The sequence below is a fragment of the Methylobacterium sp. 4-46 genome, assembly GCF_000019365.1.
GTDB lineage: Bacteria > Pseudomonadota > Alphaproteobacteria > Rhizobiales > Beijerinckiaceae > Methylobacterium.
This window is the reverse complement of record NC_010511.1, coordinates 4,189,611-4,214,833: the sequence shown is the minus strand read 5'-3', so window position 1 is coordinate 4,214,833 and position 25,223 is coordinate 4,189,611. Positions and strand designations below refer to the sequence as shown.

General features: G+C 72.7%; 28 protein-coding genes. 10 read left to right on the top strand and 18 right to left on the bottom strand.

Features of this window, described 5'->3' with window-relative positions; genetic code table 11:
* Window positions 1–205 precede the first annotated feature (205 nt).
* A complete protein-coding gene (locus M446_RS18130) occupies window positions 206–859 on the top strand; it encodes an SGNH/GDSL hydrolase family protein (RefSeq protein WP_012333558.1) in 654 nt (217 codons plus the stop codon).
* Window positions 856–1,167 carry a hypothetical protein gene (locus tag M446_RS18125; RefSeq protein ID WP_012333557.1) on the top strand — a complete coding sequence of 104 codons (312 nt, stop codon included), beginning with the start codon at window positions 856–858 and terminating at the stop codon, window positions 1,165–1,167. The genes M446_RS18130 and M446_RS18125 overlap by 4 nt, the downstream gene beginning before the upstream one ends.
* Window positions 1,168–1,558: 391 nt before the next feature.
* Here M446_RS18125 and M446_RS18120 read toward each other — a convergent pair whose 3' ends face one another.
* Window positions 1,559–2,605 (bottom strand): YihY/virulence factor BrkB family protein, encoded by a 1,047-nt coding sequence (locus M446_RS18120; protein WP_012333556.1) that lies wholly within the window; start codon window positions 2,603–2,605, stop codon window positions 1,559–1,561.
* Window positions 2,606–2,702: 97 nt separating this feature from the next.
* Between M446_RS18120 and M446_RS18115 the strand changes: the two genes are divergently transcribed.
* A complete protein-coding gene (locus tag M446_RS18115) occupies window positions 2,703–3,191 on the top strand; it encodes an OsmC family protein (RefSeq protein WP_012333555.1) in 489 nt (162 codons plus the stop codon).
* A 12-nt stretch (window positions 3,192–3,203) separates the two neighbouring features.
* Window positions 3,204–3,575 (top strand): YybH family protein, encoded by a 372-nt coding sequence (locus M446_RS18110; RefSeq protein ID WP_012333554.1) that lies wholly within the window; start codon window positions 3,204–3,206, stop codon window positions 3,573–3,575.
* A 33-nt stretch (window positions 3,576–3,608) separates the two neighbouring features.
* On the opposite strand, the gene M446_RS18105 is transcribed toward M446_RS18110, so the two are convergent.
* From M446_RS18105 to M446_RS18080, 6 genes are all read right to left on the bottom strand, one after another.
* A complete protein-coding gene (locus M446_RS18105; protein WP_012333553.1) occupies window positions 3,609–4,070 on the bottom strand; it encodes a YidB family protein in 462 nt (153 codons plus the stop codon).
* A gap of 54 nt (window positions 4,071–4,124) precedes the next feature.
* Entirely contained in the window at window positions 4,125–4,397 is a 273-nt protein-coding gene (locus M446_RS18100) for a hypothetical protein (RefSeq protein WP_012333552.1), read from the bottom strand.
* A complete protein-coding gene (locus M446_RS18095; RefSeq protein WP_012333551.1) occupies window positions 4,394–5,569 on the bottom strand; it encodes an aminotransferase class V-fold PLP-dependent enzyme in 1,176 nt (391 codons plus the stop codon). Before M446_RS18095 ends, M446_RS18100 begins: the two co-directional genes overlap by 4 nt.
* 68 nt (window positions 5,570–5,637) lie before the next feature.
* On the bottom strand, window positions 5,638–5,871 hold the full coding sequence (locus M446_RS18090; RefSeq protein WP_012333550.1) for a hypothetical protein: 234 nt from the start codon (window positions 5,869–5,871) through the stop codon (window positions 5,638–5,640).
* Window positions 5,872–6,694: 823 nt separating this feature from the next.
* A complete protein-coding gene (locus tag M446_RS18085; RefSeq protein WP_012333549.1) occupies window positions 6,695–7,342 on the bottom strand; it encodes a glutathione S-transferase family protein in 648 nt (215 codons plus the stop codon).
* A 21-nt stretch (window positions 7,343–7,363) separates the two neighbouring features.
* On the bottom strand, window positions 7,364–8,251 hold the full coding sequence (locus M446_RS18080) for a transporter substrate-binding domain-containing protein (protein ID WP_012333548.1): 888 nt from the start codon (window positions 8,249–8,251) through the stop codon (window positions 7,364–7,366).
* A 117-nt stretch (window positions 8,252–8,368) separates the two neighbouring features.
* Between M446_RS18080 and M446_RS18075 the strand changes: the two genes are divergently transcribed.
* Entirely contained in the window at window positions 8,369–10,267 is a 1,899-nt protein-coding gene (locus tag M446_RS18075; protein WP_012333547.1) for a glycosyltransferase family 2 protein, read from the top strand.
* Here M446_RS18075 and M446_RS18070 read toward each other — a convergent pair.
* Complete coding sequence (locus M446_RS18070) at window positions 10,208–10,801, bottom strand: SCO family protein (RefSeq protein ID WP_012333546.1); 594 nt, start codon at window positions 10,799–10,801, stop codon at window positions 10,208–10,210. The genes M446_RS18075 and M446_RS18070 overlap by 60 nt on opposite strands.
* A 184-nt stretch (window positions 10,802–10,985) precedes the next feature.
* Between M446_RS18070 and serA the strand changes: the two genes are divergently transcribed.
* Entirely contained in the window at window positions 10,986–12,233 is a 1,248-nt protein-coding gene (gene serA, locus M446_RS18065; protein ID WP_012333545.1) for a phosphoglycerate dehydrogenase, read from the top strand.
* Window positions 12,234–12,301: 68 nt separating this feature from the next.
* Window positions 12,302–12,538: a hypothetical protein gene (locus M446_RS18060; protein ID WP_012333544.1), complete on the top strand. Its 237-nt coding sequence runs from the start codon at window positions 12,302–12,304 to the stop codon at window positions 12,536–12,538.
* A 68-nt stretch (window positions 12,539–12,606) separates the two neighbouring features.
* Here M446_RS18060 and M446_RS18055 read toward each other — a convergent pair whose 3' ends face one another.
* The 8 genes from M446_RS18055 to M446_RS18025 form a co-directional block, all read right to left on the bottom strand.
* The gene (locus M446_RS18055) at window positions 12,607–12,846 is read right to left on the bottom strand and encodes a hypothetical protein (RefSeq protein WP_012333543.1); all 240 of its coding nucleotides are present in this window, start codon (window positions 12,844–12,846) and stop codon (window positions 12,607–12,609) included.
* Between the two features lie 447 nt (window positions 12,847–13,293).
* Entirely contained in the window at window positions 13,294–13,893 is a 600-nt protein-coding gene (locus M446_RS18050; RefSeq protein ID WP_012333542.1) for a DUF4142 domain-containing protein, read from the bottom strand.
* 133 nt (window positions 13,894–14,026) lie between these two features.
* Window positions 14,027–15,529 carry a TolC family protein gene (locus M446_RS18045; RefSeq protein WP_012333541.1) on the bottom strand — a complete coding sequence of 501 codons (1,503 nt, stop codon included), beginning with the start codon at window positions 15,527–15,529 and terminating at the stop codon, window positions 14,027–14,029.
* Window positions 15,530–15,684: 155 nt separating this feature from the next.
* A complete protein-coding gene (locus tag M446_RS18040) occupies window positions 15,685–16,194 on the bottom strand; it encodes a MaoC family dehydratase (RefSeq protein WP_012333540.1) in 510 nt (169 codons plus the stop codon).
* Window positions 16,166–17,038: a beta-ketoacyl-[acyl-carrier-protein] synthase family protein gene (locus M446_RS18035; RefSeq protein WP_265576377.1), complete on the bottom strand. Its 873-nt coding sequence runs from the start codon at window positions 17,036–17,038 to the stop codon at window positions 16,166–16,168. The genes M446_RS18040 and M446_RS18035 overlap by 29 nt, the downstream gene beginning before the upstream one ends.
* Window positions 17,038–17,358 (bottom strand): beta-ketoacyl synthase N-terminal-like domain-containing protein, encoded by a 321-nt coding sequence (locus tag M446_RS39005; RefSeq protein ID WP_265576376.1) that lies wholly within the window; start codon window positions 17,356–17,358, stop codon window positions 17,038–17,040. Before M446_RS39005 ends, M446_RS18035 begins: the two co-directional genes overlap by 1 nt.
* Window positions 17,355–17,648, bottom strand: a complete 294-nt coding sequence (locus M446_RS18030; protein WP_012333539.1) for an acyl carrier protein — start codon at window positions 17,646–17,648, stop codon at window positions 17,355–17,357. Before M446_RS18030 ends, M446_RS39005 begins: the two co-directional genes overlap by 4 nt.
* Before the next feature lie 902 nt (window positions 17,649–18,550).
* Window positions 18,551–18,781 carry a hypothetical protein gene (locus M446_RS18025; protein ID WP_150108688.1) on the bottom strand — a complete coding sequence of 77 codons (231 nt, stop codon included), beginning with the start codon at window positions 18,779–18,781 and terminating at the stop codon, window positions 18,551–18,553.
* Between M446_RS18025 and M446_RS18020 the strand changes: the two genes are divergently transcribed.
* From M446_RS18020 to M446_RS18010, 3 genes are read left to right on the top strand one after another with little or no spacing between them, the layout of a single operon-like run.
* Complete coding sequence (locus M446_RS18020) at window positions 18,771–19,217, top strand: hypothetical protein (RefSeq protein ID WP_150108687.1); 447 nt, start codon at window positions 18,771–18,773, stop codon at window positions 19,215–19,217. The two genes, M446_RS18025 and M446_RS18020, sit on opposite strands and share 11 nt — an antisense overlap.
* Window positions 19,214–20,521, top strand: a complete 1,308-nt coding sequence (locus M446_RS18015; RefSeq protein WP_012333535.1) for an HlyD family secretion protein — start codon at window positions 19,214–19,216, stop codon at window positions 20,519–20,521. Before M446_RS18020 ends, M446_RS18015 begins: the two co-directional genes overlap by 4 nt.
* Entirely contained in the window at window positions 20,521–22,644 is a 2,124-nt protein-coding gene (locus tag M446_RS18010; RefSeq protein WP_012333534.1) for a peptidase domain-containing ABC transporter, read from the top strand. Before M446_RS18015 ends, M446_RS18010 begins: the two co-directional genes overlap by 1 nt.
* A gap of 275 nt (window positions 22,645–22,919) precedes the next feature.
* Here M446_RS18010 and M446_RS18005 read toward each other — a convergent pair whose 3' ends face one another.
* Window positions 22,920–24,158 (bottom strand): MFS transporter, encoded by a 1,239-nt coding sequence (locus M446_RS18005; protein WP_415926888.1) that lies wholly within the window; start codon window positions 24,156–24,158, stop codon window positions 22,920–22,922.
* 282 nt (window positions 24,159–24,440) lie between these two features.
* A complete protein-coding gene (locus M446_RS18000) occupies window positions 24,441–25,073 on the bottom strand; it encodes a TetR/AcrR family transcriptional regulator (RefSeq protein ID WP_150108686.1) in 633 nt (210 codons plus the stop codon).
* Window positions 25,074–25,223: the final 150 nt, after the last annotated feature.

The window sequence follows — 25,223 nt, the reverse complement described above, 5'->3', positions numbered from 1 at the left end:
GGCGCCCGGGCCAGCGCGGCCCAGAACCGGGCGAGGCCGTGGCGGCGCTCGGACTCCCGCGGCGGGCAGCCGCGCACGCGGGTCGCCCCCGCGTCGACATCCGCCAGCACGCCGTCGCAGTCGAGGGAGAGGTGCATGGAACAGGGCAACGCCCTCGCGCGCTGGCGGATCCCGGGCCCGCCCCGTCCGCCCAGGCGAGAGGTTCATGCACCACGTCGTCCTCCTCGGTGATTCGGTCTTCGACAACGCCGCCTACGTGGGCGGCGGTCCGGACGTGGTGCGGCAGCTGCGCGCCGCCCTCGCGCCGGAGGGACGGGCGACGCTCTGCGCCCTGGACGGCGCGGTCCTGGCGGACGTCGCGCGGCAGCTCGCGGGGGTCCCGCCCGACGGGACGCACCTCGTGGTCAGCGCGGGCGGCAACGACGCCCTGCGGGCCTCCGCGCTGCTCGTCCGGCCGGCCGGCTCGGTCGCCGAGGCGGTCGGCGCCCTCGCCGACGCGCGCGACGGGTTCCGGGCCCAGTACCGCGCCATGCTGGACGCGGTCCTGGCCCGCGGCACGCCGACCTGCCTCTGCACGATCTACGATCCGCGCTACGCGGACCCCGCGTATCGCCGCGTGGCCTCGGCCGCGCTGGCCGTGCTCAACGACGTCGTCACCCGCGAGGCCTGGGCGCGGGATCTGCCGCTGATCGACCTGCGCGTCCTCTGCGACGAGGACGCGGATTTCGCCAATCCGATCGAGCCCTCGGTCCGCGGCGGCGAGAAGATCGCGGCCGCGATCGCCGCGCTGGTCCGGGGCGAGCCGGTGCGCCGCGCCCCGCGCCGGAGCGGCCCTGAGCGGGGAGATGCGAGCCGATGAGCGCGACCCTGGTCCAGATCCTCCTCCCCCTCTCCGACAACGAGGGACGCCCCTTTCCGGGCTCCGCCTATGCGGGCGTGCGGGACGAACTCGCCGGCACCTTCGGGGGCGTGACCGCCTACAGCCGCGGCCCGGCCGAGGGCGTCTGGCAGGACGGGAAGGGGCGGTCGCACGACGATATCGTGGTATTCGAGGTGATGTGCGACGACCTCGACCCGGCTTGGTGGGCGCGGTACCGGCGCGAGCTGGAGGCCCGGTTCCGCCAGGACAGCATCGTGGTGCGCGCCCAGGCGATCCGGCTGCTCTGATACGCTTCTCCGGACGATCACGTCCGGACAGCGTCTGCCAAGCCCGCGCGGCGCGTGAGCGAAGCCCCAATCCGCCATCCCGAAGGGATCGAGCGGATTGGGTATGCCAAGCCCGCGCGGCGCGTGAGCGACGCCGACATCCGCATGGCCGAAATCGGAGATGGCGACGCAATCCGTCGGATGTCGCATGAGAGACCAAGGACCTGTCGACGTCCGTCACGCCGACCCTGCCGGAACCCGAGCGATGGCCCGAGGCCACCGGCCTCTCTGGCCCGCATGACCGCGAAGGTCAGACCACGGCCGGGCGATGCCGGCAGCCGGGCGGAGCACGGTGTCCCGGCCTCGGCCCGGCACAAGACCCGAACACTCCCGAAGCCGGCCGCACGCGACCTCACTCGTGGCTCGGGCCGACCGTGTCGGCCGCGTGGGCGTCGCGGGTGCCGAGGGGCTTCGGCCGGCCGGTCGTGCTGTCGCGCACGGTCTGCCGCTCCATCTCGGCGTTCAGCTCGGCCCCGAGCAGCACGATCACGATGGAGAACCAGATCCAGGTCATGAAGCCGACGCCGGCCCCGAGCGACCCGTACATCCGGTTGTAGCTGTCGAAGCGCGCCACGTACCAGGAGAAGAGCGCCGAGGCGCAGACCCAGAGCAGCGCGGCGATGCCGCTGCCCCAGGTCACCCAGCGCCACTTGGCCTCGTGCCGGCTCGGGCCGTAGCGGTAGATCGCCGCGAGGCCGAGGCTGACCAGGACGAGGAGCGCCGGCCAGCGCAGCAGGCGCAGCGCCGCATCGCTGGCGTAGGATTGGAACCCGACCTGGTTGAGCACGACCGGCAGGGCCACCACCATGCCGGTCGCCACCAGCGCGAACAGGACGCCCGTGAGGGTGAACAGGAAGGTGGTGGCGTAGAAGTGCAGGAGCGGGCGCTTCTCCCGCTCCTTGTAGATGACGTTGAGCGCGTCGAAGAGGGCGCTCACCCCCGAATTGGCGCTCCAGAACGCGACGAGCAGGCTCACGCCCGAGGCGGCGCCCAGCGCGCCCGTGCTCTTGCCGGCCACCCGGCTGAGTTCGGCCGCGAGGAGGTCGAGGACGGCCTGCGGCAGCAGCCCGGTGAGCAGGCTCAGGTGCTTGTAGATGGCGCCCGGATCCGCGACGAGCCCGTAGAGCGACACGATCAGGGCGAGCCCCGGGAAGACGGCGAGCAGGGCGAAGAAGGCGACCCCGCCCGCGGTCGCGAGCACGCGGTCCTGCGGCACCGACCAGGCCACGCGCCAGAGGATGTCGCCCCAGCCGCGCGAGGGGATCTCCGAGGGCTGCGCGGCCGTGCGGCCGCGGCCGGGCTCCCGGGCCCGGGCGAGGGCCCGCTCGCGCTCGGCCGCGTCCGGCCGGCGCGTGCCCACCGAGCGCCAATCCTGCCCGCCCTCATCGTCCGTCGCCATCGGCGAAAGGCCCCGCCCGTCGAGAGAACCGGTTCGGCCCTGCGGAGTTCACCCAGGTCGGATCCGCCCGACGATCGTCCCGCCCCAGGCCGCCGCGATGCCGGACCCGTTCGACGTCTCCTTGAAGCACCTGAAGGGTTACCAGTTCCTGGTCGATTTCGGGACCGGGCTGCCGGACCTCCTGACCGACGAGCCCAACCCGATCGGGACGGGCGAGGGACCGAGCCCCGAGCAGATGCTCACCGCGGCCGTGGCGAACTGCCTGTGCGGGAGCCTCGTCTTCGCCCTCGGCAAGTACCGCCAGGAGGTGCGGGGCCTGGGGGCGACGGCGCGCTGCCGCGTCGCGCGCAACGCCGAGGGCCGCCTGCGGGTGGAGGCGATCGACGTCGAGATCGTCCTCGCCCTGGAGGCGGTCCAGGCCGACCGCCTCGACAAGGTCCTGTCGCAGTTCCGCAAGTTCTGCACCGTCTCGGAGAGCGTGGAGGCCGGGGTGCCGGTCCGCGTCACGCTGCGCGACGGGGCGGGCGGGCGCCTCGCCTGGCCCGCCGGCGATCCGCCCGCGGAGGCGGGCCGTTCCACGCCGTGAGGGAGTGCCGTGATGCAAGACACCGACCGCGAGCGCGCCGCCGAGCCCGAGGCGCTCACGCGCCTGTTCCTGGCGCGCGCGAATGCCGGCGACGTCGAGGGACTCGTCGCGCTCTATGCCCCGGAGGCCGTCCTGGCGGTCGGCGAGGTGGTGGCGCGCGGGCACGAGGAGATCCGCCGCTTCTACGAGGGTCTGCTGCGCAAGCGCTCCCACTTCCCCCCGGTCGAGACCCTGCCGGTCATCCGCACCGGGCCGGTCGCCCTGACGATGGCCCGCTCGGGCCGCGGCTCCCTCTCGGTCGAGGTCGCCCGCCAGGGAGAGGACGGGGCCTGGCTCTGGGTCATCGACCAGTTGAAGGTCGAGGCGGGCCCTCGCCAGGAATGAGCCGCGGCGCGGGGGCCGCGGCCCCCGCCCCGGTCAGTAGGACGGCACCCGGCCGTCGGGCGTGTAGCGGTCGACCGCCTGCGGGAGGTCGCGCGACAGGCGCTCGAGGAGTTCCTCCCGCGGCAGGCCGGTGCGCTGCGCCAGCACCTGCAGCACGTCGGGGCCGATCGCCTGTTCGAGCTGCTGGGGGCTGATCGGCTGGTTGGGGCCGTGACCCACCCAGGATTGCGCCACCGGACCCTGCCCGGCCTGCTGGAAGCGCTCCAGCATCTCGCCGAGGCCGCTGTGCAGGAAGCCGCCCGGGCCGCCCCCACCGCCGCCCGCGCCGAGGCCGCCGAGGAAGCCGCCGAGGCCTCCCCCCTGCCCGGCCGGGGCGGGGGCCGGCGCGGTCTGGGCCCCTCCGCCGAACATCTCGGCGAGCTTGTCCCGGTTCTGGTAGCCTGCCAGCGCGAGGAGGCCCAGAAGGGCCGTCATGGACGGATAGCCGTCGCTCATGTCTGCCTCTCCATCTCGGTGGCGCCGGCACGATCCGGCGCAGGGGCCTCTCGCTCAGTAATTGTAGTCGCGGCGGGGCGGGCGGCCCGGGCCGTAGCCGCCGGGTGCGACGCGGGCGCCGTAATCGACCTCGCGGCGGGCGTTGCGGGAGGCAATGTAGCGGCCGCCGAGGCAGCCCGCCACCGCACCGACGACGCCCCGGTTGGCGAGGTAGTGCCCGGCCACGCCGCCGATGATGGCGCCCTTGATGCAGCCCTTGGCCTCGGCCGCGCCGATGCCGAGGGCGCTGACCACGATCGCCGCCGCTGCCGTTCCCGCGAATCTCATTCCGCTCTCCTGTCCGTGAGAGCTGGGGAACGGCCCGCGCGGCCCTCCGTTCCGCCCGCCACGCCGTCGCGCAGCGCGTGGAGGAAGCGGGCGATGTCGGCCTCGTCGGCCCAGACGTGCGGGCTCAGGCGCAGGCGGCCGAGCCGGGCGCTGGCGAAGACCTGCCGCTCCCGCAGGAACGCGACGAGGCGCTCGGCCTCGTCGCCGGGAAGGTGGATGCCGAGGATGTGCGGGGCGCGCAGGGCGCGCGGCGGCACCGGCAGGCCGAGCGCGGCGCATCCCTCCGCCAGGAGGTCCGTGAGGGCGCGCAGGCGCGCCGCGACCCCGGCCACGCCCCAGCCGGCGATCAGCCCCATGCCGGCGGCGGCCATCGGCAGGGCGACGGGATCGTCGCGCTCGCCCCTGTCGTAGCGCCGCGCCCCCGCGGCCGCTTGCGGCCGGTTGCCGCTGTTCTCCTCGAGCGGCACGCCGTCCTGCCGATGCGCCGCCGCGTACAGGAAGGCGAGGCTGTAGGGTCCCAGCGCCCACTTGTAGGTCGGGAAGGCCAGGAAGTCGGGTCGCAGCCGGGCGACGTCGATCGGGACGGCGCCGGCCGCCTGGGTGGCGTCGACGACCAGGGCGGCGCCCGCCTCCCGCAGGGCGGGCGCGAGCCGGTCGAGGTCGATGAGCGCGCCGTCCGCCCAGTGCAGCGGCGTCAGCGTCGCGACGCCGACCGGCGGCGCGCCGGGGCGCGCGATCGCGCGCGCGAGCGCCGCCGTCCAGTCGCCGTCCTCGGGCCGCGCCACCTCCTCGACGACGAGGCCGCGCGCCTGCGCCAGCCGGTCCCAGGCGTAGCGGTGCGAGGGGAACTCGTCGGCCACCCGCAGGACCCGGCTGCCCGGCGGGGGCGAGAGGTTGCGGGCCGCCGTGGCCATGGCGTGGCTGACCGATCCGACGATGGCGACGTCCGCGGGGCCCGCGCCGATCAGGGCGGCGGCGGCCGCCCGGGCCTCCTCCGCCCAGCCCGCCGCCCGCTCACGGGGATGGGCCCAGGGTCTGACTTTGGTGAGCATGCCGGCCTCGCCGGCCTCGCGGACCGGCCGCGGGATCGGGGACCACGCCGCGGCGTCGAGGTAGCTCACCGCATCGGGGATCTCGAACAGGGGGCGCTGGCAGGGGAGCGGCTCGGTCATGGGCGTCCGGGATCTCCTCGGTGCGTCGCGGTCGCCCGCGCCTCGGCGCTCGGCCCGCGCCGACGCCCTCACCCCTGCATCAGGGCGGCGGCGAATTCGCGATCGGCCTCCTCGACCTGCTGCGCCAGCAGCCGCAGATAGCTCGCCGTCGCCACCGATCCGTGGCGGTCGACGTAGGTCTGGAACGCCACTTCGCTCATGGTCTCGAGGGCGACGGCCTCGTCGCAGCCCTTGCTCACGAGGTGCTCCAGCGCGAAAGCCCACGCTTGCTGGGCGCGCTCACGCTGCTCGACGATGCCCATGCCGCCTCACAGGGATGAGAATGCTCGGACCGCATGATGTCGGGCAGGCATGGTTAACAGGTCGTTAACGTCTCGCCCGCGCCCCGGCACGGCGGCGGGGCGGCGTGACGCCACCCCGTGGCAGCCCCCGGCGGCCGCCTCCAGCCCGGAACCGGCATTCGACGCAAAGCGAGACGACCGGCGAGACGACCGGCGAGACGACCGGCGAGACGACCGGCGAGAGACGAGACCCATCACGCGCCCTCGCGCGACGGCGGGCAATCCCGCTGATCTCTCCGCTTCCCCAGGCGGAATGCGGACCCGGCCCGGACCGCAGGCCTGAGCTCGGACGGCGCGTCGCACAGGCACTGCCCTCCGACGGGCCGGCCCGTCGGCACGGGCGTCGGGTTCTGCCTGATCGACCGAGCGAAGCTCCCCTCGTGCCGTTCTTCACGGCGTCCCGCCGGAACCCGGAATCTCGGATCCGGCGACAATTTTAGATGTCGCCCCAACGGCAAGATGAAAAATTCAGCGCAAGCTCGGCATCGGAGCCACGCGAGCCGCACGCCGATGACACGCTCAGGGACAGCCGAGAGAGCCCTCAGGGTCATTCACCGGGAGGGCGAACTGCTCCGTCACGGGCTCGCGGCGATCTGGACGGCATGTCTGGGCTACGCGGCGCTGCGGGCCGCGCGGCACCTCCTCGGCTGACGGGCGGCCGGTCGGGGAAGGCTTCGGATCGGCGCGCCCTCGGGCCGTTTCGGGAGAGCGGCGAGGCGAGCGACGGCGGCGGGCGCCGGTCACGCGCCCTGCACCCAGGCCAGGCACCGCTCCCACGGACAGCTTATGCGGGTAGCGCCAAACCCTCGCGGGCGAACACCCTCTGCACGGCGGGGCGCGCGGCCATCCGCCGGGCATGGGCGGTCCAGTGCGGGAACAGCCGCGCCATCTCGTAGCCGAGCGCCGGGCCGCGGCCCCAGATCCAGAACACCAGCAGGTAGGGGTCGGCCACGCTGTAGCGCTCGCCCAGGGCCCAGCCGCCGCGCGACAGCCCGACCTCGATCATGGTCCAGAGGTCGAAGCAGGCTTCCCGGCCCCTGGCCTGCACCTCGGCGATCGCCGCCTCCTCGCCGGCGTAGCGCTCCGCCCGCCGGACATGCGCGTAGGCGACGTGCACCGTCGAGGCGAGCCAGGCGAGCCACTCCGCGCAGGCCGCCTCCCCGCGCGGGTCCTCCGGCCAGAGACCCGCCTCGGGGAAGCGCCGGGCGATGTAGCGGAGCACGGCCGGGTTCTCGGTCAGCACCCAGGCCCCCTCGGCCAGCGCCGGCACCCGGCCCTTCTGGTTGATCGCCAGGTAGGAGGCCTGCCGCTGCTCGCCCGCCGCGAGGTTCACCCGCACCGGCTCGAAGGGCGCCCCGGTCTCCTCCAGCGCGACGTGCGGCGCCAGCGAGCAGGCACCCGGGGAATAATAGAGGCGCAGCGTCTCGGTCATCGCATCCTCCTCGGGGCGCGGTCAGAACGGGCTCACGGGAAAGAACCGCAGGTAGAGTTCCGCGTATTTCCCCTCGTCCCACAGGCGCTGCAGCGCGTCGTCGAGGGCGCGGGCGAGCACCTCGTCCTCCTTGCGGGTGACGAGGCCGATCCCCTCGCCGAAGTAACGGTTCTCCAGGTAGTCGCCCCCCGCGAAGGCGCAGCATCCGGCGGCGTCGACGCCGCCCAGCCAGAGGGCCAGCGCCACCCCGTCCGCGAAGAGGTAGTCGATCTCCCCGCGCTTCAGCGCCGCCTGCGCCGTGCCGAGGTCGGGAAAGCCGCGCGGGGTCGTGCGGAAGAACGCCTTCAGGTAGGCCTCGTGCGCGGTCCCCGCGACCACGCCGACGCTGCGGGTCGCGAGCGCCTTCGCGTCGGGCGCCGGCAGGCCCTTGTCGGCGCGGACGACGAAGCGGGCGGGCCAGCGGAAATAGGGCCGCGTGGCGAGGAAATTCGCGCGCAGGGCCGGAGTCAGCGGGATCGCGGCCGCCACCACGTCGCCCTCCTTGGCCGCGAGCGCGTCGAGCAGCGTGTCGAAGCGGCGCGCCTGCACCGTGCAGGTGAGGTTGAGCTTCTCGCAGGCCGCCCGGGCGAGTTCGACCGAGAAGCCGGTCGGGTTCCCGTCCGGTCCGGCGAAGTGCAGCGGCGGGTACTCGTCGTCCGTGATGAAGCGGACGGCGCGGCTCGTCTGCGGCGGCTCGGGCCGCTCCAGGCGCGCGCGGGGATTCCAGAAATTCGGGATCGTGACCGGCTCGGCCGCCCGGCCCGCGCCGCACCAGAGGGCGAGCGCCAGGACGGGCGCCAAGACGGGCGCCAAGACGGGCGCCAAGTTGGGTGCCGAGACGAGCCGCGTCCATCGCTTCCCTTGCGTCATGTCTCTCCCGGCCGTAAACCATCCACCAAGCGTGCGCGGGGCTGCCGGTTCGCTGCCGGCCAGGGGCTCCGTCCCACGCCGCTCGTGTAGCACGATCGATCGCCGCCGGGAGCCCGGGTGCCCTTCGCAGTGCCGGCCGCAGCGCATGCCGACGTCAGGCCCGAACTCTCCTTCCTCCGGGCCGAGGGCGTGCCGCTGGACGTCCTGACCCTGGCCGGGTGGATCGCCCGCTGCAGCGGAACCGACGGCGCCACGGCGCTGATCCGCAGCGGCCTGATGAGCGAGGAGGCCTATTACCGCGCCCTCGCGCGCGCCCTCGGCGCGCCCTACCTCGCGGGGGCGATCGCCCTCGGCCCGGGAGCCCGCTACCCGGAGAGCATCCTGGCGGGCGTGGCGCCGCTCCCGCCGGGCGGGGGTCCGGCCCTGGTGCGCGCCCCGCGCGGGGCCGAGATCGGGCACCTGCTCGCGGGCGGCGCCCGGGCCGGATCGGGGATCGCGATCACCGCGCCGGGCCAGCTGCGGGCGGCGGTGCTCGAAGCCTGCGCGCCGCAGGCGGCGCGCCAGGCCAGCGAGGCCCTGCAGCGCGCCGCGCCCGACTGGGCCTACCGGCCGGGCCCGAGCCCCGGGCAGTGCCTCGCCGCCTGCCTCGCGCTCGCGGCCGTGCCGCTCCTGTGGGACGCGCCGGGCAGCGTGCAGGGGGCCGCGGCGGCCGCCGTCAGCCTCCTGTTCCTCGGCATGACGGTCTTCCGCCTCGCCGCCCTGCTCGTGCCGCCCTGCCCGCTGCCGGACCTGCCGCGGGCCGAGGATGCCGACCTGCCGGTCTACACGGTGCTGGTCGCCCTCTCCCGGGAGGCCGCGATCGTGCCGGACCTGATCGCGGCCCTGGCGCGGCTCGACTACCCGGCCACCAAGCTCGACGCGAAGATCGTGATCGAGGCGGACGACGCGGAGACGGCCGGGGCGCTCGCCGCCCGCGCCCTGCCGCCCTGGATCGAAGTCATCGTCGCCCCGCCGGGCGAGCCGCGCACGAAGCCGCGGGCGCTCAACGTCGCCCTGCCCCTCGCCCGCGGGACCTACCTCGCCGTCTACGACGCGGAGGACGAGCCGCACCCCCTGCAGCTGCGCGCGGCGGCCGCGCTCTTCGCGCGGACGTCCCCGCGGACGGCCTGCCTGCAGGGCCGGCTCGTGGTCGACAACGCGGAGCAGTCCTGGCTCACCCGCTGCTTCGCGCTCGAATACGCGGCCCTGTTCGACGTGCTCGTGCCGGCCCTGGCGGCGTGGCGGCTGCCGATCGCGCTCGGGGGCACCACCACGCATTTCCGGACCGAGGCGCTGCGGGCCGTGCATGGCTGGGACGCCTGGAACGTCACCGAGGACGCGGATCTCGGCCTGCGCCTGAGCGCGGCCGGCTACCGCGTCGGCGACCTGCCGCTCCCGACCGGGGAGGAGATGCCGAGCCGCCCGGGGCGCTGGCTGCGGCAGCGGACCCGCTGGATGAAGGGGTTCGTGCAGACCACGATCACCCATGCCCGCCGGCCCGTCGCGACGGCCCGCGCGCTGGGCGTGCTCGGGACGCTGGCCGCGCTCGCCCTGGTGCCCGGCGCCGTCGTCTCGGCCCTGGTCTACCCGGCCGCGCTCCTCGTGGCGGGCTGGCGCCTCCTGGTGCAGCCCGCCGAGCCGGATCCGAGCTTCTGGACCAACATGGTCACGGCGCTCGGGATCGAGCTGTTCGGCGCCGGCTTCGCGGCGATCGCCCTGCCCGCCCTGCTCGGCTGCCTGCGCCGCGGCCGGCCGGACCTGATCCCCTGGATCGCCGCGCTGCCGGCCTACTACGTCCTCGTCAGCCTCGGGGCGTGGCTCGGCCTCGCCGAGTTCTTCGTCGCGCCGTTCCGCTGGAACAAGACCGAGCACGGCCTCGCCCGCGCGGCCCGCCGGAGGCGCCGGGCCTCGACCGCCTCAGAGCTGGCGGGCGAACTCCGCCGCGGCATCCGCCGCCGGCCGCATCAGGTTGAGTGACCCGACGAAGTTGTTGCGCGCGTCCATGATGTAGACGAGCGCCGTGTGCTCCATCGTGTAGTCGCCGTCCTTGAGCGGCACCTTGCGGCTGTAGACCCGGTAGGATTTCAGCGTGCCGGCGACGGCCTCGGGCGTGCCGGTGAGGCCGACGATGCGCGGGTCGAAACTCGCGAGGTACGCCTTGAGGGCTTCGGGCGTGTCGCGCTCGGGATCGACCGTGATGAACAGCGCCTTGGCGTCGCGGCCCTTCGGCCCGAGCGCCGCGAGCACGTCCGAGATCTGCTGCAGGGTCGTCGGGCAGACGTCGGGGCAATGGGTGAAGCCGAAGAAGACGAGGTGCGCCCGCCCCGCCACGTCCTTGTCGGTGACGGGGCGGCCGTCCTGGTCCACGAGCGCGAAGGGGCCGCCGACGCCGCTCGCCGGGACGGTCGGGCGGCCGAGCATCGCCGAGGCGGCGAGGCCGAGCGCCGCGAGGCCGAGCACGAAGGCGACGAGCGGGATCGCCGCGCGGCGCATGGCGGGGGAGAGGGGCATGGCGGGTCCTCGCGCGAAGGAATAACGCCGCCACACCACGGCGGGGCGGCCGCCGCAACGGGGCACGCCGTCGCCCCGCCGCCCGCGCAGCCCAGCCCTGCATCGCGCGGGGTCCGGTTGCGCCGCGCCCTCGCCTCTCCTATCGGTCCGGCCCTGCGCCCGCGCGCCCGACGAGACGACCCCGATGGCCGACAAACTCTCCTTGCCGAAGGACAAGATCCGCGTCCTTCTCCTCGAAGGCATCAACGACAGCGCCGTGTCGCTGCTGAACGCCGCCGGCTACACCAACGTCACCCGCCTCGCGAAGGCGCTCGACCCGGCGGACCTGCGCGAGGCGCTCAGGGGCACGCATCTCCTCGGCATCCGCTCGCGCACGCAGCTCGACGAGGGCGCCTTCGAGGCCGCCGACCGGCTGATCGCGGTGGGCTGCTTCTCGGTCGGCACCAACCAGGTCGACCTGCAGGCGGCGCGCCGGCGCGGCATCCCGGTCTTCAACGCGCCGTTCTCGAACACCCGCTCGGTGGCCGAACTCGTCATCGGCGAGATCGTGATGCTGCTGCGCCGCATCGTGCCGCGCTCGGTCTCGGCCCATGCGGGCGGCTGGGACAAGTCGGCGGCGAATTCCTTCGAGGTGCGCGGCAAGACGCTCGGCATCGTCGGCTACGGCAATATCGGCTCGCAGCTCTCGAACCTCGCCGAGGCGATGGGCATGCGGGTGATCTTCTACGACCTCACCGACCGCCTGCGCCACGGCAACACCGAGCCGGTCGAGACCCTCGACGACCTGCTCGGCCAGAGCGACGTCGTCTCGCTGCACGTGCCCGAGACGCCCGCCACCCACACCATGATCGGCGAGGCGCAGATCCGGGCGATGAAGCCCGGCGCCTACCTGATCAACAACAGCCGCGGCACCGTGGTCGACCTCGACGCGCTCGCGGGCGCGCTGCGCGACGGCCACCTGCGCGGCGCGGCGGTCGACGTCTTCCCGGTCGAGCCGAAATCGAACCAGGAGCGCTTCGTCTCGCCGCTCCAGGGCCTTGAGAACGTGATCCTGACGCCGCATGTCGGCGGCTCGACCGAGGAGGCGCAGGAGCGGATCGGCGCCGAGGTGGCGCGCAAGCTCGTCGACTACTCGGATATCGGCTCGACGTTCGGCGCGGTGAATTTTCCGCAGGTTCAGCTCGCCGCGAGGCCGCTCGGCACGCGCTACATCCACGTCCAGCGCAACATCCCGGGCATGCTGCGGCGCCTGAACGACGTCTTCGCGCGCCAGGGCATCAACATCGCGGCGCAATTCTACCAGACCGACGGCGAGGTCGGGTACGTGGTGATCGAGACCGACGCGGTGGAGGGCGACGCCGAGGCGCTGCTGGAGGAGATCCGGCAGCTCGAGGGCACGATCCGGGCGCGGCTCCTCTACGAGCGCCGCTGAGGCGCGCGGCGGCCGGAACCGGCGGGAGGGCGGCGGCTTGATCGCTCGCCCGTCCCGGAGGCCCGACCATGCCGATCCGCGCCCTTCTCGCCCTCAGCCTGACCCTCGCCGCCGGCGCGGCGGCCGCGGAAGGCGCGACCCCGACCTCCTCCTCGCCGGAGCAGTGGCAGCGGGAATGCGCCTCGCGCGCCGACGCGCTGAAGCTCGGCGGCGGCGAGCGCGACACCTACCTGCGCGAATGCGTCGGCGGCGAGCGCCTGGACAGCCAGCCCTCGCCCGAGAAGTCGGCCAAGCCGTCGCGCTGAGGCCCGGGGCGGCTTCTCGGGGGACCGGGATGGTCCGGCGATCGCGTCTCGCCAGCCCCCGGCAGCCGTCACCAGCCCGGGACGGGGCGAGCCGGGACCTGCGGCGCGGGCGCGCTCGGCCAGGAGAGGCCGCCGCTGAAATGCCAGCCCTTGCCGTCGTGCGTCGCCACGACGGGGGGCAGCGGCGCCGTGGGCCGGATCGGGAACGGGGCGCCGCCGCTGACCTCGTCCAGGCTCTCGTCGCCGAGTTCCCGGTCCCGCGCCTCGCCCGCGAGCTCCGTGGCGAGGGTTGCCGTGAAGACGCTCATCCTTCTCTCCCGCTCGTTCCGGCGCGGCGCCGCTTCGATGGGGAGACCATCGCGCCCCGGAGCCCGAGCCGCCGTGCGGTCCGGCACGGGATCGACAGTGCGCGATCGGATTGCCCGATTCGGCCGGTGCACGCGAACCAGTCCCGGCCCGGGCCGAAGCTTGGCCGACACGAAGCTTGGCCGACACGAAGCTTGGCCGACACGAAGCTTGGCGGGTGAGCCGGGCGGCCACGCCCGGCGGCCGCCCGGGGCCCGCGTCATGCGCTGTCCGGACGATCACGTCCGGACAGCGTCTGCCAAGCCCGCGCGGCGCCTGAGCGAAGCCCCAATCCGCCATCCCGAAGGGATCGAGCGGATTGGGTATGCCAAGCCCGCGCGGCGCGTGAGCGAAGCCGCCATCCGCATTGCCGAAATGGGAGACGGCGACGCAATCCGTCGGATGTCGGATCAGTCCTTGAGATCCTTCTCGATGTCGGCGAGCAGGGTGAGGTGCTCGCGGATCTGGGTCCGGGCGAGCTTGGCCACCGCGAGGTTCTCGCGGTCCTTGCCGCCGGCGAGGTAGGCTTCCTGGATCCTGAGCAGGGCCTGGTGGCCCTCGATCTGGCCGCGGATGTACTCGAGGTCGAAGGCCTCGCCGGCCTTGGCCTGTTCCAGCTTCTCCAGCTTCGCCTTGCCGCCGGCGTCGATCTGGCCTGTCACCTCGGGTTCCGCCGGGGCCTTCACCTGGCCGCTCGCCGGCGTGCCCTGGTCGCGCATCGCCTTGAGGACGTCGGCGATCGTCTCCTGCTCGGCGACCTCGAAGCGGGCGAATTCCTTGACGTCGTCGTCCTTCGCCTTGGTGAGGGCGAGGCGGCTCGCCGCGAGGGCGAGGGAGCCGGCGGCGAGCGTGTCGGCGATGTGCTTGGCCTCCGCCTCGCCGATGCGGGCGCCCGCATTCCCGGTGGCCTGGGACGCGGAACTGGGCGCGTTCTGCGCGAGGGCCGTGCCGATCAGCGACGGGACGGCGACGAGGGTGGCGAGGGTCGTGAGCGCGAGACGACGGTCCATGGGGCCTCTCGAACGGTTGCGGGCGCGCCTGAGCGCCGGGACCGGCACTCGCGCCCGGCCCAACCGCGCGTCCGGGGCCCCGGTTTCAGCGTCGCCGTCCAGGTCGGGTGCGACCGGAGCGCGCGACGGCCGCTCACCACGGGCGCGGGCCGGCCCCCGCGGCGGCGACCGAGACGCGCCCCGGCCCCTCCCCGAGGCCCGCCGCGTCGAGGCTGCCGCGCAGGAAAGGCGGGCCCTCGGGCTCGCCCCCGGCGAGGGCGGGGGGCAGGGCGACGGGGCCGGGCGGCAGCGGCGGCGGCAGGGTGTCGAGGCGGCGGAGGCCCGGCCCGTTCAGGCCCAGCAGCCCCGCGGCCGCGGCGAGCTGCAGCGTCAGCGCGTCGCGCTCCGTGACCACCGCCGCCGCGGCGACTTCGGCGTCGGCGAGCTCCGCCCGCAGGTTGAGCTCGTCCAGGACGGTGCGGAACCCCGCCCGGCGCTCGACCGAGAAGCTCCGCACCGTCTCGCGCAGGCGCCGGACCCGCTCCAGGAGCCGCTCGGCCTGCTCGCCGATCGCCCGGCGCCGGGCGTGCAGGGTGCGGGCCGCCGTGAGCGTCGTCAGCTCAAGGTCCTGGGATTCGTAGGCGCGCTGCAGCGCGAGGGCCGAGGCCTCCTCGATGCGCGGATAGGCGCCGGGCTCGTAGAGCGGCAGCTTGGCGACGAGGCGCGTCGTGGTGTCGTTGATCTGGTCGAGCGCCTGGCTGTAGTTGAGCACTGCCGAGCGGGAGAATTGCAGGTTGACCTGGGGCAGCAGCTCGGCCCGCGCGGCCCTGGCCTGGGCGCGGGCCGCGCCGGCATCGAGGCGGGAGGCCGCGAGGTTGGGATTGGCCCGCTGCACCAGCGCCGCATAGGCGTCGGCGCTCGCCGGAAGGTTCGCGGGCAGGCGCGGCTGCGCCATCCGCTCGGGCTCCATGCCGGTGAGGCGGCGGAATTCGAGCCGCGAGGCGGCGAGGTCTGCCCGGGCCCGGTCGCGCTGCGCCTGCGCCGCGTCCTCGCGCGAGCGCGCGAGCGCCACATCGGTCTGGGTCGCGTCGCGGACCTCGAACTGCCGCTCGGCCTGCTGGCGGATGCGGGCGACGGCGGCGACCTGCGCGTCCCGGTAGGCGAGGCTCCGCGCGTCGCGCAGCACCGCGAGGTAGGCGACGCCGGTGTCGAGCAGCACCTGCTGGCGCTTGCCCTGGCTGACGAAGCGCCCGGCCTCCGCCAGGCCCGTCGTCGATTCGAGCGTGTGCCAGCGCTTGAACCCGTCGAAGAGCGGCAGGTCGAGCTTGAGGCCGAGCTGCGTCGGCGCGCTGCGGGGCGTCGAATCGATGCCGATCTGCGTCGGCGCCGCGTTGGGCGAGTAGCTGTACTTGCTGTCGAGGGGCCTGTCGGCCGAGAAGCTGATGCTCGGCATGAAGGCGTCGAGGGCGCCGCGCCGGCGCGCCTCGGCCCCCTCCTGGCGCGCGCGGTCCGCCTTCAGGGCCGGGCTCTGGTCGAGGGCCGCTGCCCCGGCGGCGTCGAGGCTCTGGGCCGCGCCCGGTCCCGCCGACCCGCCGGCGAGCGCCGCGGCGAGGGCGAGGACGGCGCATCGCTCGAACGGGATGGGGCGTCGCGACATCCGGCCTTCCGCAGCAGAGGGCCGACGCGCGGACAATCCCCGGAACGGGATGACCGAGGGTCGGCGCCCAAGACCTTGCGCAAATCATGCTTAAGACCGTCTTAAACCCCAGATTCCGGGGCGGGCCGGGCAGAGGACGCGGCCCCGCGGCGGGCTCAGGCGAGGACGAGCAGGAGCGACAACTCGGCGGTGAGCACCGGACGCGCGCGGCCCTGCGCCTCCAGGGTGGCGCGCAGGCGCAGGGCCGCGCGGCCGTCCGGCAGCGCGGCGACCCGCGCGAGTTCGTAGCTGCCCCGCAGCAGGCTCCCGGCCGGGACCGGCGCGAGGAGCCGCACCTGATCCGCCCCCATATTGACCACCGCGCGCACGGCCGGGTGCGGGGGCAGGGCCTTGGCGGCGAGGGCGCCGGCGAGCGCCAGGGTGAGGTAGCCGTGCGCCACCGTCCCGCCGAACGGGCCCTCCGCGGCGGCCCGGACGGGGTCGACGTGGATGAACTGGTGATCGTCGGTGGCCGCCGCGAAGGCGTCGATGCGGCCCTGGTCGATGGCGGTCCAGGGGGAGACCGCGACGATCGTGCCGATGCGCGCCCGCAGGGCGTCGACGAGCGAGGCGGCGTCCCCCGGCCCGGCGGGCGGCTCACGCGGCGCGGAAGACGAGGCTGGCATTGAGTCCCCCGAAGGCGAAGGAGTTCGAGAGCGCCGCCGGGATCGGCATCGGGCGGGCCGCGCGCGGGATCGCGTCGAAGGCGAGGTCCGGGTCCGGCTCGGTCAGGGTCTTGGTCGGCGGCGCCACGCCGCGCCCCATCGCCAGCACCGTCGCCACCGCCTCGATCGCGCCCGCCGCCCCTAGCGCGTGGCCGGTCGCGCCCTTCGTGGAGGAGGTCGGCGGGATGCGGTCGCGGCCGAACACCGCCCGCATCGCCTCGATCTCGGTGCGGTCGTTGCTGCGGGTGCCGGTGCCGTGGGCGTTGACGTAGGCGACGTCCGCGGGCGCGAGCCCCGCATCCGCCAGGGCCTCCCGCATCGCCTGCGCCATGCCGGCGGCGCTCGGCGCGACGATGTCGCCCGCATCGGCATTCGCCGCGAAGCCCGCGAGGACGGCCCGCGGCCGCGCGCCCCGCGCGCGCGCGTGGGCCTCGCGCTCCAGCACCAGGATCCCGGCGCTCTCCGCCAGGACCAGGCCGTCCCGGTCGCGGGCGAAGGGGCGGCAGCCGGTGCGGCTCAGGATCTTCATCGCCTCCCAGGCCCGCAGGGTGCCGTAGGAGAGCGGCGCCTCGGTGCCGCCCGCCACCACCACGTCCGCGAGGCCGGCGCGCAGCAGCAGGAGCCCCATGCCGAGGGCGTGGCTGGCCGAGGCGCAGGCGCTCGCGGTGACGAAGCACGGCCCCCTGAGGCCGAAGGCCAGGGAGACCCAGCTCGCCGAGGAGCTCGTCATGGCGCGCACCACCGAGAACGGGTGCGGGCGCTTGCCGTCCACGAAGACGCGCCGGTACTGCTCGTCGAGGCTCATCAGCCCCCGCCGCCGTTGCCGAGGACGACCGCCACCCGCCCGCGATCGACCGCGCCCTCGCCGAGGCCGGCATCCGCGAGGGCCGAGCGGGTCGCCGCCACCGCCAGGAGGGCGGCCCGGTCGCAGGCGCCCGGGTTGGGGACCGGGAGGTCCGCGAAGTCGATCGCGGCGTCGATCTGTCCGACCGGGATGTCGCCCTCGGGATATTCGCGCGCCGGCGTGAAGCAGCTCCCGGGCGAGACCAGGCTCGCCCAGAAGCTCTCGGGGTCGAGGCCGCCGGGCGCGGCCACCCCGAGCCCCGACACGACGACCCGGGTCACGCCGCCTTCTCCTTCGAGGCCAGCGCGCCGCGGATCAGCGCGATCACGTCCCCGAAGGTCATCTCGCCGATCGGCCGCTCGTTGGCGTTGAAGCTGACCTCGACGCCGAAGCGGTCCTCCACCTCGAAGACGAGTTCGACGAGATCGAAGGAATCGATCTGCGCCTCCTCCATCGTGGTGGTCAGGGACCAATCGGCCCCCTCGTTGCGGGCCTGCTTGCGGACGATCTCGAGCAGGATGCGCTCGATATCTCCGGTGGAGTATGCCGAAGCGGAAGGAATGGTCTGCATGGCCGGTCTCTCAGATGTCGTGACCGGCATTCTCAATGAGGCGGCGCCTTGGGCAAGTTCATTAACGCGAAAGTAACGGGTTTCGCGCCCAATGGTAAACGACGGACAGGAAATGACGGCTCCGACGAGCGGAGTCGGTAGTTTTCCGCGCTTGAATGCTGTCAGGTGACGTGGTGGAAACGGGCGGCGGTCGACAGAGACCGTGCGGCGGGGCGGCGCCCCGTCTCCCCTGACAGGAGAGATCATCATGACGAAGCTCGACCTCGCGGCCCTGAAGGCGATCTCCGGCGGCACCTGCGCCCCGGCCCCGTGCCCCCCGCCGGCGAACGACTGCAAGAAGGATTGCGGCAACAGCAAGTGCTCGTGATCTGAGCGCGCCCCACCCCGCCTCAGGGCGGGGTACCTCGTCCGATTCCGACCGGAGACATCACCGTGAAGACGCTCGACCTCGCCGCCCTGAAGACGATTTCCGGCGGCTGCGACACCCCCGCCCCGTGCCCCCCGCCGAAGAACGACTGCAAGAAGGATTGCGGCAACAGCAAGTGCTCGTGATCTGAGCGCAGCCGACGGCCGGCCCTGCCCGTCGCGGCGGCCGGCAGATCCCGCCTCCGGCCCCGCCGGCGCGGGTCCGCGCCCTTCCGAGACGGACCGCAGGACAGGCCCCCATCGCGATGACGCCCACCCGCACCGAGCTGTTCGCGGCCCGCCTGCCGCTGCGCGCGCGGCGCCGCGCGGTGCGGGCGAGCTGGCGCCTCGCCGTGCTGCGGGGCCGGGCCGGGACGCTCGGGATCGCGGAGGCGCTGGCCCGCACCCTGCGGGTTCCGGCCCGCGAGGCGCGCCGCCTCGACCGGGAGGCGGTCTTCGCCGACCGCATGACCAGCCTCGAATGGCTCGCAATCCTCTCACGGTCGCGCGAGGCCCTGGTGGCCGACGCCGCCCACGTCACCATCCTGGAGCGCGGGATGCTCGAGCGCGTGGCGGCGGGCGCCCGGCCGGTCATCCTGGCGCCGCTGCACATGGGCAGCTTCGCCCTGCCCTTCGCGCGCCTCGTGCACGACGTCTTCCCGGGGCGGCGCATGCTGATCCTGCGCGCGCGAGGATCGCGAGAACGAGACCCGGGTGATGCGCCGCATCTCGGAGATCGGCACCGACATGCGCTTCCTCAACGTGCGCGACAAGCAGGACTACATCGACGCCGTGCGCTTCGCCCGGGCCGGGGCGGTGATCGTGTCCTTCGTGGACCTGCCGGCGAGCTACGGCGGCCCGGTCGACACGACGCTGTTCGGCCGGCCGGCGCGCCTCGCCATGGGGCTCGACGCGCTCGCCCGGCTGACCGAGGCGACGGTGGTGCCGCTGGCGGTGCGCTCCCGCCTCGACGGGGACGTGGTGGCGCCGGGCCGGCCCTTCGAGGTGGCCGAGTCCGGGCCGGAGGCCAAGGCCCGCGTCACCGACCTCGTGCGCCGCCACATCGAGGCATCGGTGCTGGCGGCGCCCGAGCAGTGGTTCATGTGGCAGCGGCTCGGCGAGTTCCTGGCCGCGCCCGAGGCGGCGCAGGAGAGAGCCGCGTGAGTGCCGCCCCCCTGCCCGCCGCGGCGCCGGAGGAGGAGGAGCCGGCCGAGGCCGCCCCGCCCCCGCGGCCCGCCGCGCCGCTGCTCGCCGAGACGATCGACCTGCGGCAGAACCGGACCACGCTGTTCGCCACGCTCCTCGTCGGCGCCACGGTCTGCGCCACCCTCGGCGGCCTCTGGTTCGGGCGCTTCGCCCAGACCGAGAGCGTGCGCGGCGTGGTCGCGGCGACCGGCGGCTTCGTGCGCCTCGACGCGCCGCGCGCCGGCGTGGTCAGCCGCCTCGCCGTGACGCAGGGCGACCGGGTCGCGGCCGGCAGCCCGGTCTACGCCCTGCGCCTCGGCGCCGCGACCGCGGGCGGGGAATCGGTGGCGGAGGCCGAGATCCGCAACCTGCTCCAGACGCGCCGGACCCAGGAGGCCGAGGCGGCGGCCGCGGAGGCCTTCATCGCCCAGGCGACGCGCCAGCAGAAGGCGATCGAATCGGATCAGTCCCGCTTCTACGCCGGCCTCGACGCCCAGTCCCGCCAGGTCGCCGCCGCCGCCGACAAGAGCCGCGCCATCGTGCGCCGGGTCTCCGCCTACGTGAAGGAGGGCTACGCCACCCGCGACGTCCTCGAGGCGCGCGAGCGGACGACCTACGATTACGAGCGGCAGCTCGCCGAGATCGAGCTCCGGCGCCTCGAATACCAGCGCCAGGACACGGAGCGCCGCCGCGCCTACGAGACCCTGGTGGCCACCAAGCAGAGCCAGAAGGCCGCCGCCCGCAGCCAGATCGAGAGCATCGACAGCCGGATCGCCGCCCTGCGGACCGAATCGGCCCTGGAGATCCAGGCTCCCAGCGCCGGGACGGTGCTCGCCCTCGGGGCGAAGGTCGGCGATTCGGTCAGGTCCGGGCAGCTCGTCGCCGCGATCGGCGACCCGGCCGCCGCGCCCCTGATCGTGGTCGAGGCGCCCTCCCGCGCGGTCGGCCTCGCCAAGGTCGGGCAGCGGGTGATCCTGAAATACGACGCCTTCCCGTACAAGACCTTCGGCATCCATCACGGCACCATCACGTACATCTCGGAGGCGGCCGTGCGGGCGCCGGTCACCGAGGGGCTGCCGCCCGAGGCCGGGCTCGATCCGCGGCCGGTGCCGATGCAATCCGCCTACCGGATCGAGATCCGCCCCGACCGGGCGGATGTCGACGCCTACGGCGAGAAGGTGCCGCTGAAGATCGGCGCGACCCTGTCGGTCGACATCGTCGTCGAGCGGCGGCGCCTGATCGACTGGGCCACCGATCCGATCCGTGCCTTGAGGGGGCGCTGATGAGCCGTCGCGTCGGGGAGCGGATCCGCCGGGTCCGCACCGTGCTCCAGGCCGAGACCATGGAGTGCGGGCTGGCCTGCCTCGCCATGGTGGCGAATGCCCACCGGCACGACATCGACCTGCCCTACCTGCGCTCGCTGTTCCCGGTCTCGCGCCGCGGCATGAGCTTCGCGGAGATCGTCGAGGTGGCCGGCCAGATCGGCCTCGACGCGCAGGGCCTGGGCATCGCCCAGGTCGACGAGCTCGGCAAGCTCGCCTGCCCGGCGATACTCCACTGGGACGGCAACCACTTCGTGGTGCTGGAGAAGGTCGCCCGCGGGCAGTTCCACATCCACGACCCGGCCTTCGGCCCGCGGATCTACGCCCGGGAGGACGTGGAGCGCCACTTCGCGGGCGTCGCCCTCGAATTCTCCCGCCGGGTCGATTTCCGGGCGATCCGCGCGGCCCGCGCCTCGACCTTCTGGGCGGTGTTCCGCTCCTGCCGGGGCGTCGAGCACACGGTCGCGATGGTCGCCGTGATGTCCTTCGCGACGACGCTGTTCGCCCTGGCGACGCCCATCTTCCTGCAGGCCGCCGTCGACACGGTGATCCCGCAATTCGACCTCGACCTCCTGAACGCGGTCGCCGTCGGGCTGATCCTGTTCTCGGGCTTCGAGGCGGCCTCGCGCTGGCTGCGCGACGTGGTGACCCTGCGCACCGCCACCCTGTTCGAGGTGCACTTCACCCGCAACGTCGTCGGCCACGCCCTGCGCCTGCCGCTAGGCTTCTTCGAGGCCCGGCATCCCGGCGACCTCATCACCCGCCTGTCCTCGATCGACCAGATCAAGACCTTCCTGATCAGCGGGTTCGTGTCGTCCCTGGCCGACGGCATCATGTCGGTGCTGCTGATCGCCATGATGTACTATTACTCGCCGTCGATGGCCGCGGCCTCGCTGGCGACCCTGGTGATGGCGGTGGCGATCCGCTTCGCCACCTATCCGCGCATCGCCCGCACCACGACCGAGACCCTGGAGGCGCGCTCCGAGGAGCAGATGCGCCTCCTCGACGGCCTCAAGCAGATCGCCGCCCTGAAGGCCGGCAACACCACCGAGTTCTTCGCGCTGAAGTGGCTCGACAGCTTCTCGCGCTTCGCCAATGCCAGCTACCGCTCGCGCCGCTACGCGATCGACGCCGATTTCGCCCTGCACCTCGTCTTCATGCTCGGCACGGTCGCGACGCTCTACATGGGCGTCACCGACGTCATGAAGAGCACCCTGTCGGTGGGCGTGCTCTACGCGTTCTTCTCGCTGAGGACGTCGTTCTTCACCACCATGAACACCCTGATCATGAGCCTCCTGCAGATCTCGGTGATGCGGGTGCATTACGAGCGCCTCGACGACATCCTGTACGAGGCGCCCGAGCAGGCGAGCGAGCGCAGCAGCATCGACCGGGCGATCCGGCGCGGCGTGGCGCTGGAGGGCGTGCGGATCCAGTACGGGCGGGGCGAGAAGCCGCTCATCGACGGGATCGACCTCACCCTCGACGTCGCCGCGGCCGAGTCGGTCGCGATCCTCGGCCCCTCGGGCTGCGGCAAGTCCTCGCTGCTGCGGGTGCTCGCCAGCCTCGCGGAGCCCGCCCAGGGGCAGGTGCTGGTGGATGGCCGGCCCCTGGCGCAATTCGGCCTGCACGAGTACCGGGCGAATATCGGCTGCGTCTTCGCGGACGACCGGCTCTTCGCCGGCACGGTGGCGGAGAACCTCGCGATGTACTCCCCCGACATCACGCGGCTGCAGATGGAGGCGGCCCTCTCGGTGGTGGGGCTGCGCGACGAGGTCGAGGCGCTGCCGCAGGGCTACGCCACCTTCGTCTCCGACGAGAGCAACCTGCTCTCGACGGGCCAGCGGCGGCGCCTGATCCTGGCCCGCGCCCTCTGCCGCCGTCCGCGCCTGCTGCTGCTCGACGAGGTCACGGCCAATCTCGACCCGGTCTCGGAGGCGAAGCTGGTCCAGGCCCTGGTCCGCGTGCCCGCCGCCAAGGTCTTCGTGACCCACAGCCCGCACCTCCTGCCCTTCGTCGGCCGGGTGCTCAAGGTCGAGGGCGGCCGGCTGGTGGAGATGGAGGGCCCCTCCGCCCGGGTCGCCTGATCGCAACGGTCACGTCTCATGACCGTGGGTTCCGTTCTCGAATCTTCGTCGGGCCATCGGCTCGTGCCGAACACGCGAGAGGGGTGTCCGGCGCCGCCGGAGCTTTGCCAAAGAGGGCTTCGCAGCGCCGTGGCGGCGGCCGAAGCCCATCCGGACAAGACGATCGCGCTCCGGTTCGGATGCGCGGAGAGGTGGCGAAGCGGATCGCCACCGCTATCATCGGGGTCGCCGGCGAGGCCGCGGCCGTCGACGGCGAGGCGTCGAGCAGGAAGCCATCACGCGCGCGATCCGCTCGCCTTCTCGGTTGCGAAATATCCCAAGGCGATCAGCCCAAAGGCGATGCCGGCAGCAGATGCTCCGTTCCACCCGTAGCGGGCAAACACCCAGCTCCCTAGAGCGGAACCAAACGCGCCACCGAAGAAGAAGGTTGTCATGTAGACACCATTCAACCGCGCACGAAACTCGGGCGCCAACGCAAAAATCACACGTTGTCCGAGGACGAGATTGGCCGACACTGCAAAATCCAAGATGATGCCGGCCAGCACGAAGAGCGCGAGCGATAGGTTGGAGCCCAACACGGCGATATGCGTCATGGCGAAGACGGCGACCGCCATCATCATGGCAGCAGCCGTTGCAGATCTGATCCATCCACGGTCCGCGATCCGGCCGGCGATCGGTGCGGCGACGGCTCCGGCGACGCCGGCCAAGGCGAAGAGAGCGATACCCCGTTGGCTGAAGCCAAACGCCGGCCCCATCAACAGAAGCGGTGTTATCGTCCAAAAGAGACTGAACGCACCGAACATGCAGGCGTGATAGAGTGCCCTCCGTCGCAACGCCGGCGTCGTCCGGACGAGATGGGCCATCGAAGCGAGCATTTTGCCATAGCTCATCTTAGCCGTGACTGGCCGGAGAGGCAACGCAGAGCGGAGTATGAGCGTAAGGCCAATCATGATTGCGCACGAAAAGAAAAAGACGACCCTCCAGGACGAAAAGTTTGTGATCAGACTCGCCAAGGGTCGAGCCAGCATGATGCCCATCATCAAACCGCTCATCACGTTACCGACCACGCGGCCACGCGTGGCCTCTGGCGACAGATGTGCGGCGTAGGGGACGAGAATCTGCACCGTGACCGAGCCCAAACCCACCATCAGGGCAGCGGCGAGAAAGGGCGCGGCCGAGCTGGCGATTCCGGAGATGAGGAGCCCGAATGCGCCGATGACCAGGATGGAAATGGCAAGCCGGCGATTCTCGAAAAGATCACCAAGAGGCACCACGAGCAACAGCCCGGCACCATAGCCAATCTGCGTCAAGGTAACGATGAGGCCGCCAGCTTCTTTCGGCAAATTCAATTCAGAACTGATTGGGCCAATAAGGGGCTGTGCGTAATAAATATTCGCGGCGATCAGGCCGCATGCGCAGGCCAGGAGAGTCATGAGCCGCTTCGACATTCCTGGATCCTGCGTGCGAAGCGATGCTGGATGCCTCGCGGTTGCACCCACGGTATTTTGGATCATTTTGTTCCCTAATTGCGCTCGGAAAATCGCAATGCCGGGGGAGCGCACCGCCTCCCGACACGCTGAAAGGCAACCTCGTGTCGTTGCGTTTACGTTCTAGGCAGAGAGTCCCGCTAGACTGTCGGGGGGATGATTGGCGCCCCTCTCCGGAACTTCGTCACCGATGTGGGCTGCGTCGCACGAGAGCAGCGCCCGATCAGGTTGCAATCGGACGCTGCCCTCGGTCATTGATTGTGCCGCCTTGTCCGCGACGAGCCGGCATCGACTTCGTCGCACCATGCTCTAATCGAGCAGCCGCATGGCTACTCCCACGAGGGCCATCATCGCTTCACGCTCGCGTCCGGTCTTACCCAAGACACGCATGCCTTGAACCATCGCGAGCAGAGCTCTCGCCGTGGTCGCCGCATCCAGGTCCTTGCGGATCGAGCCATCGCTCTGGCCGGCTCGTATCATCACCGTCAGCCTTTCCTCGTTCCGCCTCAGAGCGTCGGCCACCTTGGCGGCCACGACCGGATCTGTACTGCCGAGTTCGACCGTGCCGACGATCACCAAACAACCGCCACGTCCTTCCGAGGTGTGCGAGGATTCCGCATAGAAATCCAAAACGCGGCGCAGCTTGTCCCGACCACTTTCCGAGCAACCCGCAATTTCCGATAGCCTCGTGCCACGCAGCTTTAAATACCTGTCGAGAGCCGCGCAAAATAGTTCGTGCTTACTATGGAAGGCCTTATATATGCTTCCAGCGGATAAATTCAGCGCACCCGAAAGATCGGCAATAGAGACGCCATTATAACCGTGCTCACGGAAATACGAGATAGCCCGATCAAGGGCGACATCGATGTCGAATTCCCTGGGCCGCCCCCTCGCCCGCGTCAGGCCGTGCGGCATCGCGTTTGCGGTGCTCATGGTGCTCATTTAGGATATGATTTAACCCAAATCAAGCCTGTGATCTCCTGCGGCGGCGGCTTGCCGCCAGGCGACGGCCCGAAGGACCGAACCGGCCACCGCCGGTGGAGGCGCGGGCGATGCCGGGAGCGCGCTGCCCGAGGCGGGCGGGGCCGCGGA